We start from the raw sequence: 15671 nt of genomic DNA on the forward strand, positions 1-15671 counted from the left end.
CCGTCACAGCTTGGAGAGCTTGTTTTGCAATTCCGCAAGCTGGCGTTTGATCTGGCTCAGTTCGTCCTCTTCGCGCGCAGGGGTGGGCGCGTCTTCCTCCTCTGCGCTCGGGCCTGACCACCCTTTTCCCAAACCACCAGTCATGGCCTTCATGAAGGCTTCTTGCTGCGCGCGCATGGCCTCGAACCCGGGCATGGAGGCCATCGGGTTAATCGCGCTCATGTTTTCCATCATCGCGGATTGGCCCTGTTTGAGCATATCAAAGGACATCGCGAGAAAATCGGGAACCACGCTTTGTGCTTGGCTTGTGTAACTGCGCACCAAGTCATTCAGCACGGCGATTGGCAAAACACTTTCGCCGCGTGATTCATGTTCTGCGATAATCTGCAACAGAAATTGGCGGGTCAGATCATCCCCTGATTTCAGGTCAACAATCTTCACCTCGCGCCCTGCGCGGATGAACCCCGCAATATCATCAAGCGTCACATAATCGGAGGTCTCAGTATTATAGAGCCTGCGGCTGGCATAGCGTTTGATCAATAAAGGCTCTTGTGCCTGTGCCATTTCATCCTCCCTGACTTACTGTCACGCGTTCACCCTAGGGATCAGCCTAAGCAGTCGCAGAAAAAAAACAATAATTGTTTTGCAGATGCAAAAAGGGCAGGCGGTGAGGCCTGCCCTTCTTGGGAGCGCGTTGGAAGGGAGGATACCAACGCGGCACAGAAATCTGTAGCTTATGCAGCTGCAGTTGCTGCTTTCTTGGCTGCTGCAGTAACTTCAGCAGTTGCTTTTTTAACAGCTGCAGAAGCTTCTTCAGTTGCAGATTTGCCTGCAGCCATCATCAACTCAACAGTGTCCATCTGAACTTTTTTCGCAACTTCAGCGAAAGCAGCCATGTTTTCAGCTGCGATTTCTGCTTGTGCAGAAGCGAAATCGGTCAGGGCTTTGCTGTAGTCAGCAGGCTCTTCTTTAACTTTGGCAACATCGCCGAGTTTCGCGATGGTGTCTTTTGTCCAACCTGCTTGGATCTCAGCGGATTTCTCAGCGGCTTCAAGAGCAACTTTCGAGAACTTCTCGCCCATCGCGGCAGAGTTTTTGAACGCATCGGTCATTGCCGACATGTCCATTGGGTAAGCCTTCATCATGTCCTGAAGAACTTTTGTGAATTCGTTTGCGGCGGTTTTTGCCATGGTCTCTACTCCAAAAAATATCGCGTGTTTCGCGGGCTGCGTTTGCTGCATGCGCAGTATATGCCATGCTGCACTGCAGCAAGTCAAGCATTTTTCTGCACCGCAGCAAAAGCCAAAAATTTTATGGATTATCAGAGTTCTGGCGTTTCCTTGACATAGGTGCCAGGGGCTTGCGCCAATATTTTATAGCCCGACTCACCCAAGCTGCGCGCAGCAACGCGCTTTCCCGAATGGGTGCGCAACCATGCTTCCCACCGAGGCCACCATGACCCTTCGTGGAATTCAGCCTGCTCGCGCCAGTCTTTCACGGAAAGGCTAAGGTCATCATTTGTATAGTGACCATATTTCTTTTTGTTGGGCGGATTGATGATCCCCGCGATATGGCCCGATTGGGACAAGATAAAGGTTTTATCCTCTGACCCCATTTTTTGCACACCGCGATAACTGTCCTTCCACGCCGCAATGTGATCCGCCTCGCAGGCAATGGCGCAAAGCGGCAGGTCGACATCACTGACCTTGAGCTTCTTTCCCATCAATTCAAACGTGCGCTCCGCAAAATCATTGCTTTGGCAAAGACCTCGCAAATATTGCACAGTCATCTTGCCAGGCAAATGCGTCCCGTCACCATTCCAGTAAAGCAGATCAAAGGCAGGCGGGGCCTCGCCCATCATATAGCTGCGCACCGCAGGGCCGTAGATCAAATCCTTGGCGCGCAAAAAGCTAAAGGTCTTGGCCATATATTTGTTATCTAACACACCATCTTCGGCAACCTGCCGTTCGATGGCATCGACAAAATCATCTTGCAGAAAGACCGTAAATTCACCCTGATCGGAAAAATCCGTCAGCGTGGTGAAGAAGGTAGCAGATGAGATCGGCTTTTGGCGGCGTTTTTTCAGCAGCGAGAGCGTGAGGCTGAGGGTGGTGCCTGCAATGCAATAGCCCACCGCATTGACCGCCTTACTCCCCGTGACCTCTTTAACCACGTCAATAGCCTTGAGATAGCCTTTCTCGATGTAATCTTCGAGGCCCTTATCTGAATAGGATTTATCAGGGTTCTTCCACGACACTACGAACAAGGTATAGCCTTGATCCACAATCCATCGGATCAAACTATTTTCGGGGCGCAAATCCATTACGTAATATTTGTTGATCCACGGCGGGAAGATGATCACAGGTTTTTTGTAGACGGTTTCTGTGGTCGGCGCGAATTGCAGCAACTCCATCATTTCATTGCGATAGATCACGGCGCCTTTTGCGGTTGCAATATTCTTGCCCAATTCAAAGGCCGAACCATCGGCCAAGGTTGGCAAGATCTCACCCTTATGGGCCTCAATATCACGCACGAGGTTCTCTAAGCCTTTCACAAGGCTTTCGCCCTCGGTTTCAACCGCACGCTCTAACGCATCTGGGTTCGTGGCCAGAAAATTTGTTGGTGCAAAAAGATCAACCATCTGTTTTGCAAAGAATTCGATTCTCTGCCGATCTTTATGCTCTAGCCCCTCAAGATCCTTCAACGAAGCCTCTATGGCATTGGCCGAGATCATATATTGCTGTTTGACGTAGTTAAAATAGGGGTGCGTTTTCCACAGCGGATTGGAAAAACGGCGATCATCTGGGGTGTTATCCTCGGGCGGCTCTAGCTTGCCTTGCGCAAGATTCTGTTGAGCTTCGGCGTAATGCGTGACGGAATCAGCCCAAAATTTGACCTGCCGCTCCATTAATTTTGCGGGGTTATTCACCAGTTCCGACCAATACGCCATGCTGGCTTTCATATAGAGATCGGGGCCTGGCCCATTCAGGCCAGGGTCGTTTTGGCCTTTATTTGCGAGGGCTTCAACCAAACGTTGGCTTAACTCTTCCACGCGTTTGAGATTGGTGTTTAACTTTTCTAAATGGTCACCCATGACCCTTGCCTCCTCGCGCGCGGATCGTCACTTTGCTTGATTTTATCCGATAAATGCTGCATTTGCATAGAGAGGCTTTACCAAGGTGAGGGGGTAGGGCTGATTTACCGCAGGGTGCATTGACGGCGCCCAAGCTCAATTTTGGAGATATGCATCCGATGCGACAGCTTCTCACCTATGATTTCATGGAAACCATGCGCGTGACCAATCAATGGCTTGGATCAACCGCGCGGGCGATGTGCTCCTATCCGCAATTCGGGCTTGTAGCCAATCCTGCCATCCAAATGACCGCCGCTTGGGGCGAGGTGATGGAGCGCAGTTTTGCGCGTATGGCCGTAAAACCTGATTGGGGAATTCGCTCCATCACACTCGGCGATGGCCGTGACCACGCTGTCAGTCCAAATGTGGTTCTTCCAAAACCTTTTGGCGATTTGGTGCATTTCGCTGTTGCCGGGCGCGAGGCCATGGCCCGCAAAGTGTTGTTGGTTGCCCCAATGTCGGGCCATTACGCCACGCTTCTGCGCTCGACCGTCATCAGTTTGCTGCCCGATTGTGATGTCTATGTCACCGATTGGCACAATGCCCGCGACATTCCTGTCAGCGCGGGCAAGTTCGATGTCGAGGATTACACTCTCTATCTGGTGGATTTCATGCGCCACATGGGGCCAGACACCCATGTTATCGCGGTCTGCCAACCCGCCCCACTGACCTTAGCGGCAACCGCCTATCTGGCCGAGGAAGACCCCAAGGCACAGCCCCGCTCATTGACCCTGATTGGGGGGCCAATCGACCCGGAAGCCGCGCCAACGGATGTCACCGATTTTGGCAATCGCGTCACCATGGGCCAGTTGGAACAGTCCATGTTGCAGCGGGTGGGGTTCAAATATGCCGGCGCGGGCCGCATGGTCTATCCAGGCTTGCAGCAGCTTAGCTCGTTTATGGCGATGAATGCCGAAAAACACAGCCGCGCCTTCACCGAGCAGATCCTTCGTGTGGCCAAGGGCGAGGCATCTGACAATGACAAGCATAACCGCTTTTATGATGAATATCTTGCGGTGATGGATATGCCTGCGGAATTCTACCTCTCAACCGTGGATCGTATTTTCAAGAAACGCGAAATTGCGAAAAATACCTTCACCGTTGCGGGTAAGCCTGTCGATATCGGCAAAATCACATCGGTTGCGGTGAAAACCGTTGAGGGCGGCAAAGATGATATTTCCGCCCCGGGCCAATGTATTGCAGCCCTAGATCTATGCACGGGCCTGCCAGACAGCAAAAAGGCGAGCCACCTCGAGCCTGATGCAGGCCATTACGGGATTTTTGCAGGCAAAAGCTGGCGCAACAATATCCGCCCGCTTGTTCTGGATTTTATTGACGCCAACAATAAGTCCGCGAAGATCAAAGCCGTCAGTTAAACCGCGCTTTCCAGCATTTCATCCAGCCTGCGCGCCAAAAGATCAAGGCAATGCGGGCTGGAAAAGCGGTGATCTTCGCCTTTGACCAATTCCAAATGCAAATCATCGCACTGCAAATGCGCAAGAAGGCGCAAAGCCACCGCTTGATCTACCGCCTCATCCTCGGTGCCTTGGAAAAGGCGCACAGGGGCATCAATCACCAAAGGGCTGCGCAGAACCAAATTCTTGCGCCCATCTTCAATCATACGCTTGGTGACGATCATCGGCTCCCCGTATTCTGAGGGCAGCGCGGTTTGCCCCTGCCCCATGACTTCAGCGCGTTGATCTTCGGAAAAACTGGCCCAAAACCCATCTTCAGTAAAGTCAGGGGCAGCCGCGATGCCAATCAGCCCTGCAATCCGTTCGGGGTTTCGGCGCGCCATCAACAGTGAAATCCATCCCCCCATGGACGACCCCACCAAAACCACCCGCTTCGGGGCAAGGCGATCTAAAACCTCCGCAGCGTCTTCGGCCCAATCGCCAATACAGCCCTCAGTGAATGCGCCGCTGCTTTCGCCATGGCCAGAGTAATCAAACCGCAGAAAAGCGCGGCCACGGGATTTAGCATATTCCTCAAGGAATACGGCCTTGGTTCCCGCCATGTCTGAGCGCAAGCCGCCCAAAAACACAACCATCGGATGGGTGCCTTCTGTCAGATGATAGGCAATGCGGCGAGATTTCGCGGTGATCAGATGGTAGGGCATGCTTTCGCTTTCATGTGCGGGCATATGCCCCCTCCATGCCAAAAACCTGCCCCCCCGCGCAAGAGTTGACACCACATCAAAGCCGCGCCAAAAGACCAAGCAACACTTAACCCGCAACCGGGCGTTTCGTAGGCGCCAAACTGACGAGGAGCTATGGCGATGCCACAGATTTCCCTAACATTTCCCGATGGCAATTCCCGCAGCTACGAGGCTGGCGTGACAGCCGCCGAGGTGGCCGAAAGCATCGCAAGCTCGCTTGCCAAAAAGGCGATCAGCGCCACAGTGAACGGCGCGCATTACGATTTGGCTTGGCCAATTGATACCGATGCCACCATCGCGATCAACACTATGAAGGACAATGACGCCGAAGCCTTAGAGCTGATCCGTCACGACTTTGCCCATGTGATGGCGCGCGCCGTTCAAGAAATCTGGCCAGATGTAAAAGTGACAATCGGCCCTGTCATAGAAAATGGCTGGTATTACGATTTCGACCGCAAAGAGCCCTTCACCCCAGATGATCTGGGTCGGATTGAAGCGAAGATGAAAGAGATCATCAACGCCCGCGATACCGTGCGCACAGAAATCTGGGATCGTGCACGCGCAATCGCCCATTACGAAGCGGCAGGCGAACCATATAAGGTTGAACTGGTTGGGATGATCCCCGAAGATCAACCCGTGCGGATGTATTGGCACGGGGATTGGCAAGACCTCTGCCGTGGCCCGCATTTGCAGCACACGGGGCAATTGCCCGCTGATGCGTTTAAATTGATGAAGCTCGCAGGCGCATATTGGCGCGGCGACAGCAATCGCCCTATGCTGCAGCGCATCTATGGGGTCGCGTTCAAAAACCGCGATGACCTCAAGGCACATCTGACTTTCTTGGAAGAAGCCGAAAAGCGCGACCACCGCCGCTTGGGCCGCGAGATGAACCTGTTCCATATGCAGGAAGAGGCCCCAGGTCAGGTGTTTTGGCACCCCAATGGGTGGCGCATATACACGGCGCTGCAAGATTACATGCGCCGCCGTCAGCAAGATGGCGGCTATGTAGAAGTTAACACCCCGCAAGTGGTTGACCGCCGTCTTTGGGAGGCCTCGGGCCACTGGGAAAAATACCAAGAGAATATGTTCATCGTGGAAGTGGACGAAGACCATGCCCGCGAAAAGGCCATCAACGCCCTGAAGCCGATGAACTGCCCCTGCCATGTGCAGATTTTCAATCAAGGCATGAAGTCCTATCGCGACCTGCCCTTGCGGATGGCGGAATTTGGATCATGTAACCGATACGAACCATCAGGTGCCTTGCACGGTATTATGCGGGTGCGCGGCTTTACCCAAGATGACGCGCATATCTTCTGCCGCGAAACGCAGATTGAGGATGAAACAAAGCAATTCATCGAATTGCTTTCGGCGGTTTACAAGGATCTTGGGTTCGAGAAATTCCGCGTGAAATTCTCTGACCGCCCCGACACCCGCGCGGGCAGCGATGAGGTTTGGGACAAGGCCGAAGCGGCGCTGAAATCTGCCACCGAAGCGGCGGGATATGCCTATGAACTGAATCCCGGCGAAGGGGCATTTTACGGCCCGAAACTGGAATTCGTGCTGACCGATGCCATTGGGCGCGATTGGCAATGCGGCACGTTGCAGGTGGATTTCGTTCTGCCCGAACGTCTGGACGCCACCTATATCGGTGAGGATGGCGCGAAACACCGCCCCGTCATGCTGCACCGCGCTATTTTGGGCAGCTTTGAGCGTTTCATTGGCATCTTGATCGAGAACTTCGCAGGCCGCCTGCCCTTCTGGTTGGCCCCGCGTCAAGTTGTGGTTGCCTCTATCGTCTCCGAAGCGGATGGGTTTGTGGATGAGATTGTAGCGCTGCTCAAAAAACGGGGCGTGCGCGCCGAGGCTGATAAGCGCAACGAAAAGATCAATTATAAAATCCGCGAGCATTCCACAGGAAAGGTGCCTGTGATTTTGGCCGTTGGACGCAAAGAGATGGAAGATCGCAGCGTGACCTTGCGCCGTTTGGGTGAACACCAAACTTCCGTTCAGCCCTTAGATGCTGTGATCGATGCCTTGGTCGCCGAGGCGATTGCGCCTGATCTGCGCAGCTAATTTATAAAAGCGCGGCTTTTACATCCGCGCCCCATCCCAGATAGAGCGCCCCGTTATCCGCAAGGATGACGGGGCGTTTCATCAGCGCGGCATGGGTCGCCAATAGCGCCTTTGGGTCAGTAGCGCGCGTGTTCTCATCCAAACCACGCCACGTGGTGGATTTGCGATTAATGAGGGCATCCGCCCCAAATTCTGCCAAAAACTGCGAAATCTCAGCATCGCTCAACGGGGTTTCGCGCAGATCACGCAACACGGCGCTATGACCTGCAGCGGTCAATTCCTTCACCGCCTTGCGGCATGTGTCACAATTTTTCAGCCCAATAATCTGCATCTGTGCCTCTTTTTTATTCCATAAACCACAGCATAGGGCCGCAGGCGCTGGGTTCCAGAGAGTTTTTCTTGATTTTTAGCAAAACCAAGGCACTCTCTTGGCGTGCCTCTAGGTCACCTGTTGAACTGCTTTTGAGACGGCAGCAAAGGTATGGTCATCGGCCCTGGCTGCACCCCACGCGCAGACACGCTTGTGGGATCGAGACTTGAGACAGGAAAGATACGAAAATGCCCACTGGCACTGTGAAATGGTTCAACACCACCAAAGGTTACGGGTTTATCGCGCCTGATGGCGGCGGCAAAGATGTGTTCGTGCATATCTCTGCAGTTGAACAAGCGGGGATGAAAGAATTAGCCGATAACACGAAAATCAGCTTTGAGCTTCGTGAAGGCCGCGATGGTCGGGCCTCTGCGGTCGATCTGAAAATTCTCTGACGTCAAAACCCCGCGCGCAAGGCAGCCACACCGCTTTGCGCGCATGGCCCCTAGGCCGTGATGGCGCGCGCGATCATGACCCCACCCCATGCGGCAACCCCTGTCAGCGTGGCGCCCCAAATCACATCCATCACCACCATTTGCGGGTGCCAGTCACGCATTACCGCCCATGACGTGAACTCATAGGTGCCATAGGCCACAAACCCCAAAATTGCGCCATTGATCAGGGCCAGGCTTGGCGTATCTGCGCGCATCGCGGGGGTGGAGGCAAAGTAAAGAATGCCCCCCATATAGGTCAGATAAAACAAGATTGCAGGCAACAGGCGAAACCCACCTTCATAAAGCAAATCGCCAATATGCCGCGCAAAGACAGGCTGTAACACTGTGTTCAACATCACCGCATCGGCGATGAGGAAGATCAAAGATGTCGCCACAAAGAGGATTAAGAGGGTCATCAAGTGCCGCCTTTTCGCGCTACGTCCCGCATGGCATTAGTTAGCGGTGCTTTTGCATAAGGCAAAACCTTAGGCCCGCACCAATTCCCGCACCACGCACGCGGGGCCATCCTCGCGCAAGGAATGCCGCCACGCCTCGCGCCAATCACCTTCGTTGATCTCAGGGAAGTAGGCATCTGCCGCCTCAATCACCAAATCAACCTCGGTGACCAAAAGCCTGTCTGCCATCGGCAGCATTTGCGCATAAATCTGTGCGCCGCCAATCCCGTAAATCCGCGGATACCCTGCGCTTCGGGCCAACTCAATCGCTGCATCCACAGAAGCGACAACCGTATCGTGCAGCGTTTTATCACGGCTGACCACGATATTGAGGCGATTTTTCAGCGGCTTAAACGGTAGGCTCTCCCATGTGTTGCGGCCCATAATCACCGCCCCGCCCAGTGTTTCACGTTGGAAAAAGGCCAAATCTTCGGGCGCATGCCACGGGATTGTGTTGCCTTTACCAATCGCGCCGTTCTGCGCCCGCGCTACCACAAGTGAAATCATGACCGCCTCCCTAAACCGCCACAGGCGCTTTGATGGCGGGATGGGGATCATACCCTTCGATGATGAAATCATCGTAGCGGAAATCGAAAATCGACCCGACATCGCGTGCAAGCCGCAAGGTCGGCGCAGGGCGGCTGTCGCGCGACAGCTGTTCTTTCACCTGATCCATATGGTTCGAATAGATGTGACCATCCCCAATGGAATGCACAAATTCACCAGGCTTATAGCCCGTGACATGGGCCAGCATCACCGCAAGCAAGGCATAAGAGGCAATGTTAAACGGAACCCCTAAAAACATATCTGCCGAACGCTGATAAAGCTGCAGGCTCAGCCGCCCGTTCAAGATTTTCACCTGCCACAGCGTATGGCAGGGCGGCAGGGCCATTTGATCCACCTCGCCAGGGTTCCAAGCAGACACAATCAGGCGGCGGCTGTCAGGCGTGCGTTTGATCATCTCAACCAAATTCGAAATCTGATCAACCGATCCAATCGACACGGCGCCATCTGCGCCACGCGCAACCTTTGGGAAATGTCGCCATTGGTGGCCGTATACAGGGCCAAGATCGCCCTTCTCATCGGCCCATTCATCCCAAATAGACACACCATTTTCTTTGAGATAGCCGATATTCGTGTCGCCCGCGAGGAACCATAACAACTCGTGGATGATGGATTTCAGATGCAGCTTTTTGGTTGTGATGAGCGGGAAAGTCTCGCTCAAATCATAGCGCGCTTGCAGGCCGAAATAGCTGCGCGTGCCCGTGCCTGTGCGGTCGGTTGTATCCACGCCCTTTTCAAGGATCAGCGCCAATTGGTCATGATATTGCTGCATCGCCACACATCCACAGGTTGGGCCATCGTTACGCTATATATTGAAACGATTTTAGCGCAAACCGCAATATCGGGTAGGGCATTTCTTGCCCCAGCCCCCTGTAATTCTGCAAATTTCACGCTAAGCTTGAAGCAACGCGAATTTTCACGAGGGAGACAGCCGTGGCAATCCGATATCTTCATACAATGGTGCGCGTCAAAGACCTTGAAGCAACCCAAAAATTCTTTGCGCTTTTAGGCCTAAAGGAGACGCGGCGCTCTGATTATGAAAGCGGGCGCTTCAGCCTGATCTTCATGGCCCCTGAAGGCCAAGAAGAATGTCCCGTTGAACTGACCTATAACTGGGATGGCGATGATGGGCTGCCATCAGATAGCCGCCATTTCGGGCATCTCGCCTATGAGGTGGATGATATCTACGCGATGTGTCAGCACTTGATGGATCATGGCGTGACAATCAATCGTCCCCCGCGCGATGGTCGTATGGCCTTTGTGCGCTCACCCGATAATATCTCGGTGGAATTGCTTCAAAAAGGGGCGGCACAAGAGCCCGCTGAACCATGGGCTTCGATGCCAAATATCGGTCATTGGTAAGGGCCGCCCTCATAATTGGGGTGGCTTTGCTGCTGCCCCAATCGGCAACAGCTTGCCGCTTGGCCTTGGCCCTTGGGTTGGATGCATCGGCATCGGTTGACAGTGATGAACACAGCCTGATGCGCGCGGGCCTTGCCAATGCGTTGACAAGCCCAGTTGTCATGACCGCACTCTTTGAAAGCGCGGCACCTGTGGCCATCTTCGTGTATGAGTGGTCAGGGAGGAGGCAACAGCAGGTTTTGGTTGACTGGACGATCCTCGACACCCCGACAACCCTCACCGCTGTTGCTGCCGAAATTGTGGCCGCGCCGCGCGGGGATGATGAATTTCCAACCGCACTTGGATACGCGCTTGGCTTTGGAGCCACGCAATTAGCCGCCGCACCTGCCTGTGATTTTTATACGCTCGACATCTCTGGGGATGGTGAAAATAACGAGGGATTTCAACCAAGCCATGCTTTTGCCCATTTCCCCTTTGACGGTGTTACTGTGAACGGGTTGGCGATTGGGGGCGCGGCGGTTGATATTGTCGAATATTACCAACGCGAAATCCTGCGCGGGCCGGGTGCCTTTATCGAACAGGCGCGCGATTACCAAGATTTTGAAGCCGCCATGTTGCGCAAACTCGAACGCGAATTGCGCCCCATGATGTTGGGCGGCCTTTAATCCGCGCGCAAAAGACTTGGAAAGCCCCAAAAAACATGCAAATTATATGCAAGTTTTGAGTATATTTTGGGTGATTTGCGCATGCTTGATCGAACTGACCGCCGCTTATTGCGTGCCTTGCAACAAAATGGCGCAATGACGGCGCAGGAGATGGGGCGCCATCTTGGTCTTTCGACCTCTCAAGCAGGGCGGCGGCGACAAAAGCTAGAACAAACAGGCGTGCTGCGCGCGGTCAGCATAGATATTGCACCAGAGGCCTGCGGCCTCTCCGTGCAGGCGTTTTTGACACTCACCCGCAGCGCCCATGATCCTGCCTTGATGGATGATTTCAAGCGATTGCTGCACAGCACCCCTGAAATCGTTTCAGCCTTTGATGTCACAGGCTCTGCAAACACAATCCTGCGCGTTTGGTGCAGCGATCTAGACGCGCTACGCGAGCTTATTGATACCATCATCTTACCCCATCCGATGGTCGAGAAATTGCACACCGAGATCGTGATGGCGCAAATCAAGCCAGACAGTGCCTTGCCGCTCTGATCCACTCGTGTCAAAGTTGCACTCAAGACGAACGCAACCTCCCCCACGCAAAGGACAGGCCGATGGAAAGCCTGCTTTTACAGGCGACAATCTATCTTTCTGCGATGGTGATCGCTGTGCCCCTGACTGTGCGGTTTGGTCTGGGATCGGTCTTGGGGTATTTGCTTGCTGGCATCGCGATTGGCCCATTGATTGGGTATATCGGCTCGGACACAGATGACCTTCAACATTACGCCGAATTTGGCGTGGTGCTGATGCTGTTTCTGATCGGTTTAGAGCTAGAGCCGCGCAATCTTTGGGATATGCGGCAACGCTTGATTGGTTTGGGCGGGGCGCAGGTTGTTTTGACAACCTTCGCGCTTGCAGGGGTCGCGCTGCTCTTTGGCTTGCAATGGCAATTGGCCTTGGCAACAGGGATGATCTTGGCCCTGTCTTCGACCGCGATTGTGCTACAGACGCTCAGCGAAAAGGGATTGATGAAAACCAACGGCGGCCGCGGCGCGTTTTCTGTGCTTATGACCCAAGATATTGCCGTCATTCCGATGTTGGCGTTCCTTCCCCTTTTGGCCGTGTCGGGCAGTTTAAGTTTTGCGCAAGACGGCTCGATCCAACGCGCCACCGATACGGCGGATCATGGGGCCCATTCCTTCTCACTGGTCGAAGGACTGCCGGGATGGGGGGTGACGCTGGTCACAATTGCCGCCATCGCGCTTGTGATCCTTGCGGGGCATTTCCTATCCCGCCCCCTGTTCCGCTTTATCCACATGGCGCGTTTGCGCGAGGTCTATACCGCGGTGGCCCTCGTGATCGTTGTTGGAATCGCAGCCCTGATGATCTTGGTGGGTCTTTCGCCCGCGCTTGGGGCGTTTATTGCGGGCGTTGTCCTCGCCAATTCCGAATTTCGCCATGAATTAGAGGCCGATATCGCCCCATTCAAAGGCCTGCTCTTGGGGCTATTCTTTATCACAGTGGGCGCAGGTATAAATTTCGGAACGCTATTTTCAGCGCCCCTGACAATCTTGGGTCTGACCTTGGGAATGATGGCCCTCAAAGGCGTGATCCTTCAGGCTATCGGCTTTGCCTTTGGAATGCGGAAAAAAGACCTGTCTCTCTTTACGCTGGGCCTTGCACAAGCGGGCGAGTTTGGCTTTGTTTTGATCTCATTCTCAGTGCAGCAATCGGTGATGACCGATGCGACCGGCCAAATGCTATTGTTGGTTGTGGCGCTGTCCATGCTCCTGACACCTTTGGCCTTCATCCTCTATGATCGGCTTGCCCATCGTTTGGCCGATACAGGCACCGCCCCAGAGGCCGATGAAATCGGGGAAACCGCGCCCATCATCATCGCAGGCGTGGGGCGGTTTGGGCAGGTGGTCAATCGTGTTGTCCAAGGTGCAGGGTTTAAGACGGTGGTGCTCGATGCCGATTTATCGGTCATCCAGCTGATGCGCGGCTTTGGCTTTAAGGCGTTTTTCGGTGACCCGACCCGCCCCGAACTTTTGACCGCGGCAGGGTTAGAAGAGGCCAAGGTTCTTGTCGTTGCGGTCGACAACAAGGAAAGCGCGGTGCGTCTTGTCACCTATGCGCGCCGCATCAGGCCAGATCTCCATATCACCGCACGGGCGCATGATCGGCTGCACGTCTACGAGCTTTATAAGGCAGGTGCAGATCATATCGTGCGCGAGATGTTCGACAGCTCACTGCGGGCCGCGCGCTATGTGCTTGAGGATATGGGCCTGTCTGATTACGAGGCCCATGAAATGGAGGTGGCCTTTTACCGCCATGACCGCCAAAATCTGCGCGATTTGGCGGAACTGTGGAAACCAGGCGTGCCGATTGCCGAGAACCCCGCCTATATGGAACGCGCGCGCGAATTGAACGCGAACCTTGAGGCGGCGCTGCTCAGCGCATTAGACGAAGCCACGCGTGAGAACGCCATGGGGGAAGGCCCGACAGATCGCCGCCGCGCGCGCGGTGATGCCAGCGCACTTTCGGGCAAGCTGTCACGTGGCGGTGCGCGGGATGCCTCTTAACCCGCGCTGACGCCAGCTTCAGCAAAGCTTGCCATGCCTGAGTGGCAGGCAAGCGCCCCTTTAAGAATTTGAATGGCCAAGGCGGCCCCGCTGCCTTCACCAAGACGCAATCCAAGGTTCAGTAAAGGCTGTTTGCCAATCGCGTCCAGCAATTTGCGATGCCCCCCCTCAGCCGAAAGATGGCCTGCCACACAATGATCCAATGCACCCTTTTGGGCCTGCTCCAAACAGGCGGCCGCCGCAGTGCAGATAAATCCATCAAGGATAACAGGGATGCAGTTTGCGCGCGCCGCAGCAATCGCGCCCGCCATGGCAACAATCTCGCGCCCGCCCAAGCATCGCAAAGCCGTCAATGGATCGCTCCGCGCCCCAGGGTTCGCGGCAATCCCCCGCGCCACCACATCCGCCTTGCGCGCAAGGCCCGCATCATCCACACCCGTGCCGCGACCAACCCAATCGCCCCCCGTGCCACCAAACAGCGCACAGGCCATCGCCGCAGCCGCGGTGGTGTTGCCGATCCCCATTTCTCCTACCACCAAAAGATCAGAAGTTGGATCAACAGCCCCCCAGCCTGTTGAGAACGCAGCCAAAAACGCGGCCTCATCCATTGCAGGGCCTTCCGTGAAATCTGCGGTTGGCTGTTCCAGATCAAGCGCATGAACATCCATCTTCGCACCAGCAAGTTTGGACAGTTGATTGATCGCTGCCCCGCCTGCCTCGAAATTAGCAACCATTTGCACTGTGACCTCAGGGGGAAAGGCACTGACACCCTGAGCTGTGATCCCGTGATTCCCTGCAAAGACAATGACCTGTGGGGCGTCAATTTGCGCGCGCGCATTGCCGCGCCACCCGCAATACCAGATTGCCACCTCCTCAAGCCGCCCCAAAGCAGCAGGCGGCTTGGTCAATTGGCCGTTGCGCAGCTCGGCAGCCTCCAACGCGGTTGCGTCAGGTTTGGGGGCTGCGGCAAGGGCCGCGTGAATGTCGGAAAGGGTCTCAAATTGCATGACGAGCTTTGTCCACTAGATCAAAGGATTGCGTGCTGCCCCCCCTATCCGATAGACAATGGCGGGGACAACAGGAACATCGCAAGAATGACCCATAACTTTCTGCATGGAAACCGACCAAAACTAGGCGATATCGCCGTTGCCTTTGCGCTTTTGAGCCGCCTTTCCCTGCCCTTCAAACCCGATTACACGCGCGGCGCAGAGGCCGCATGGGCCTATCCGCTTGTGGGCGCGGCTATCGGCGCGATTGGGATGGGGCTTGGCGGTGCGGCTTTGGGGCTGGGCCTGCCGCTTAGCGTTGCGGGTATAATCGCGCTTGCCGCCCTTATCCTCAGCACAGGCGCGATGCATGAGGACGGTCTCTCGGATGTGGCTGATGGGTTTTGGGGCGGATGGAGTGTGGAAGATCGCCTGACCATCATGAAAGACAGTCATGTGGGCGTATACGGCGTCATTGCCCTGACCTTATCGCTGCTGCTTCGCGCAAGCCTAATCATCACGGTTTTACCGCAAGCCCCCCTTGCCCTGATTGCCATCGCCGCATTGAGCCGCGCGCCCATGGTCGTGCTGATGCGCTTTTTGCCCAACCCCCGCGCCGCGGGACTGTCGCGCAGCGTGGGAACCCCGTCTAACGTCACCACGGGCGGCGCAGCTATTCTTGCCTGTCTGATAACATTGGGCCTGATCGGGCCGCTTTCGGGCCTCTTGGTGATTGGCGTTGCGGCCTTGGCGGCATTAAGCCTTGGTTTGTTGGCTAAGGCCAAAATCGGCGGGCAAACGGGGGATGTGTTGGGGGCAAGCCAACAGATCACCGAAATTGTTGCCTTAGCGGCAATTGCATCTGTCTTATAACGAAAACGCCGCGCGAAGATCCCTTCAC

At 54.9% G+C, this 15671-nt stretch carries 17 protein-coding genes; 8 read left to right on the forward strand and 9 right to left on the reverse strand.

The window, feature by feature from the left end:
• Positions 1 to 3 precede the first annotated feature (3 nt).
• The 3 genes from phaR to phaC form a co-directional block, all read right to left on the reverse strand.
• Positions 4 to 564: a polyhydroxyalkanoate synthesis repressor PhaR gene (gene phaR, locus RYZ18_RS08470; RefSeq protein ID WP_317656183.1), complete on the reverse strand. Its 561-nt coding sequence runs from the start codon at positions 562 to 564 to the stop codon at positions 4 to 6.
• A gap of 170 nt (positions 565 to 734) precedes the next feature.
• Positions 735 to 1190, reverse strand: a complete 456-nt coding sequence (locus RYZ18_RS08475) for a Phasin (protein ID WP_317656184.1) — start codon at positions 1188 to 1190, stop codon at positions 735 to 737.
• A gap of 131 nt (positions 1191 to 1321) precedes the next feature.
• Complete coding sequence (gene phaC / locus RYZ18_RS08480) at positions 1322 to 3094, reverse strand: class I poly(R)-hydroxyalkanoic acid synthase (RefSeq protein WP_317656185.1); 1773 nt, start codon at positions 3092 to 3094, stop codon at positions 1322 to 1324.
• Positions 3095 to 3252: 158 nt separating this feature from the next.
• Between phaC and phaZ the strand changes: the two genes are divergently transcribed.
• Positions 3253 to 4509, forward strand: a complete 1257-nt coding sequence (phaZ, locus tag RYZ18_RS08485) for a polyhydroxyalkanoate depolymerase (RefSeq protein ID WP_317656187.1) — start codon at positions 3253 to 3255, stop codon at positions 4507 to 4509.
• Here phaZ and RYZ18_RS08490 read toward each other — a convergent pair.
• Positions 4506 to 5276 carry an alpha/beta hydrolase gene (locus RYZ18_RS08490; RefSeq protein WP_317656188.1) on the reverse strand — a complete coding sequence of 257 codons (771 nt, stop codon included), beginning with the start codon at positions 5274 to 5276 and terminating at the stop codon, positions 4506 to 4508. The two genes, phaZ and RYZ18_RS08490, sit on opposite strands and share 4 nt — an antisense overlap.
• Positions 5277 to 5411: 135 nt before the next feature.
• Here RYZ18_RS08490 and thrS point away from each other — a divergent pair, with 135 nt between their 5' ends.
• A complete protein-coding gene (gene thrS, locus RYZ18_RS08495; RefSeq protein ID WP_317656190.1) occupies positions 5412 to 7364 on the forward strand; it encodes a threonine--tRNA ligase in 1953 nt (650 codons plus the stop codon).
• A 1-nt stretch (position 7365) separates the two neighbouring features.
• Here thrS and RYZ18_RS08500 read toward each other — a convergent pair whose 3' ends face one another.
• A complete protein-coding gene (locus RYZ18_RS08500; protein WP_317656191.1) occupies positions 7366 to 7695 on the reverse strand; it encodes an arsenate reductase family protein in 330 nt (109 codons plus the stop codon).
• Positions 7696 to 7922: 227 nt separating this feature from the next.
• On the opposite strand from RYZ18_RS08500, the gene RYZ18_RS08505 reads away from it, so the two are divergent.
• The gene (locus tag RYZ18_RS08505) at positions 7923 to 8129 is read left to right on the forward strand and encodes a cold-shock protein (protein ID WP_317656193.1); all 207 of its coding nucleotides are present in this window, start codon (positions 7923 to 7925) and stop codon (positions 8127 to 8129) included.
• Between the two features lie 50 nt (positions 8130 to 8179).
• On the opposite strand, the gene RYZ18_RS08510 is transcribed toward RYZ18_RS08505, so the two are convergent.
• The 3 genes from RYZ18_RS08510 to RYZ18_RS08520 all read right to left on the reverse strand — a co-directional run bounded on the left by RYZ18_RS08510 (position 8180) and on the right by RYZ18_RS08520 (position 9959).
• The gene (locus tag RYZ18_RS08510; RefSeq protein WP_317656195.1) at positions 8180 to 8584 is read right to left on the reverse strand and encodes a DUF2177 family protein; all 405 of its coding nucleotides are present in this window, start codon (positions 8582 to 8584) and stop codon (positions 8180 to 8182) included.
• A 69-nt stretch (positions 8585 to 8653) separates the two neighbouring features.
• Positions 8654 to 9130 carry a dihydrofolate reductase gene (locus RYZ18_RS08515; protein ID WP_317656196.1) on the reverse strand — a complete coding sequence of 159 codons (477 nt, stop codon included), beginning with the start codon at positions 9128 to 9130 and terminating at the stop codon, positions 8654 to 8656.
• Between the two features lie 10 nt (positions 9131 to 9140).
• Positions 9141 to 9959, reverse strand: coding sequence for a thymidylate synthase (locus tag RYZ18_RS08520; RefSeq protein WP_317656197.1), 819 nt, complete (start codon positions 9957 to 9959; stop codon positions 9141 to 9143).
• A 161-nt stretch (positions 9960 to 10120) separates the two neighbouring features.
• On the opposite strand from RYZ18_RS08520, the gene RYZ18_RS08525 reads away from it, so the two are divergent.
• The 4 genes from RYZ18_RS08525 to RYZ18_RS08540 all read left to right on the forward strand — a co-directional run bounded on the left by RYZ18_RS08525 (position 10121) and on the right by RYZ18_RS08540 (position 13784).
• Positions 10121 to 10549: a VOC family protein gene (locus RYZ18_RS08525; RefSeq protein ID WP_317656198.1), complete on the forward strand. Its 429-nt coding sequence runs from the start codon at positions 10121 to 10123 to the stop codon at positions 10547 to 10549.
• A complete protein-coding gene (locus RYZ18_RS08530) occupies positions 10516 to 11214 on the forward strand; it encodes a DUF1194 domain-containing protein (RefSeq protein WP_317656200.1) in 699 nt (232 codons plus the stop codon). Before RYZ18_RS08525 ends, RYZ18_RS08530 begins: the two co-directional genes overlap by 34 nt.
• Positions 11215 to 11295: 81 nt before the next feature.
• A complete protein-coding gene (locus tag RYZ18_RS08535; protein WP_317656202.1) occupies positions 11296 to 11751 on the forward strand; it encodes an Lrp/AsnC family transcriptional regulator in 456 nt (151 codons plus the stop codon).
• Between the two features lie 62 nt (positions 11752 to 11813).
• On the forward strand, positions 11814 to 13784 hold the full coding sequence (locus RYZ18_RS08540; RefSeq protein WP_317656203.1) for a cation:proton antiporter: 1971 nt from the start codon (positions 11814 to 11816) through the stop codon (positions 13782 to 13784).
• Here the strand turns inward: RYZ18_RS08540 and cobT are convergent.
• Complete coding sequence (cobT, locus tag RYZ18_RS08545) at positions 13781 to 14791, reverse strand: nicotinate-nucleotide--dimethylbenzimidazole phosphoribosyltransferase (RefSeq protein WP_317656204.1); 1011 nt, start codon at positions 14789 to 14791, stop codon at positions 13781 to 13783. The two genes, RYZ18_RS08540 and cobT, sit on opposite strands and share 4 nt — an antisense overlap.
• 87 nt (positions 14792 to 14878) lie before the next feature.
• Between cobT and RYZ18_RS08550 the strand changes: the two genes are divergently transcribed.
• Positions 14879 to 15643 (forward strand): adenosylcobinamide-GDP ribazoletransferase, encoded by a 765-nt coding sequence (locus RYZ18_RS08550; protein WP_317656205.1) that lies wholly within the window; start codon positions 14879 to 14881, stop codon positions 15641 to 15643.
• Positions 15644 to 15671: the final 28 nt, after the last annotated feature.

Origin of the sequence: Roseovarius sp. 10, from assembly GCF_033100315.1 — a bacterium.
Classification (GTDB): Bacteria; Pseudomonadota; Alphaproteobacteria; order Rhodobacterales; family Rhodobacteraceae; genus M30B80.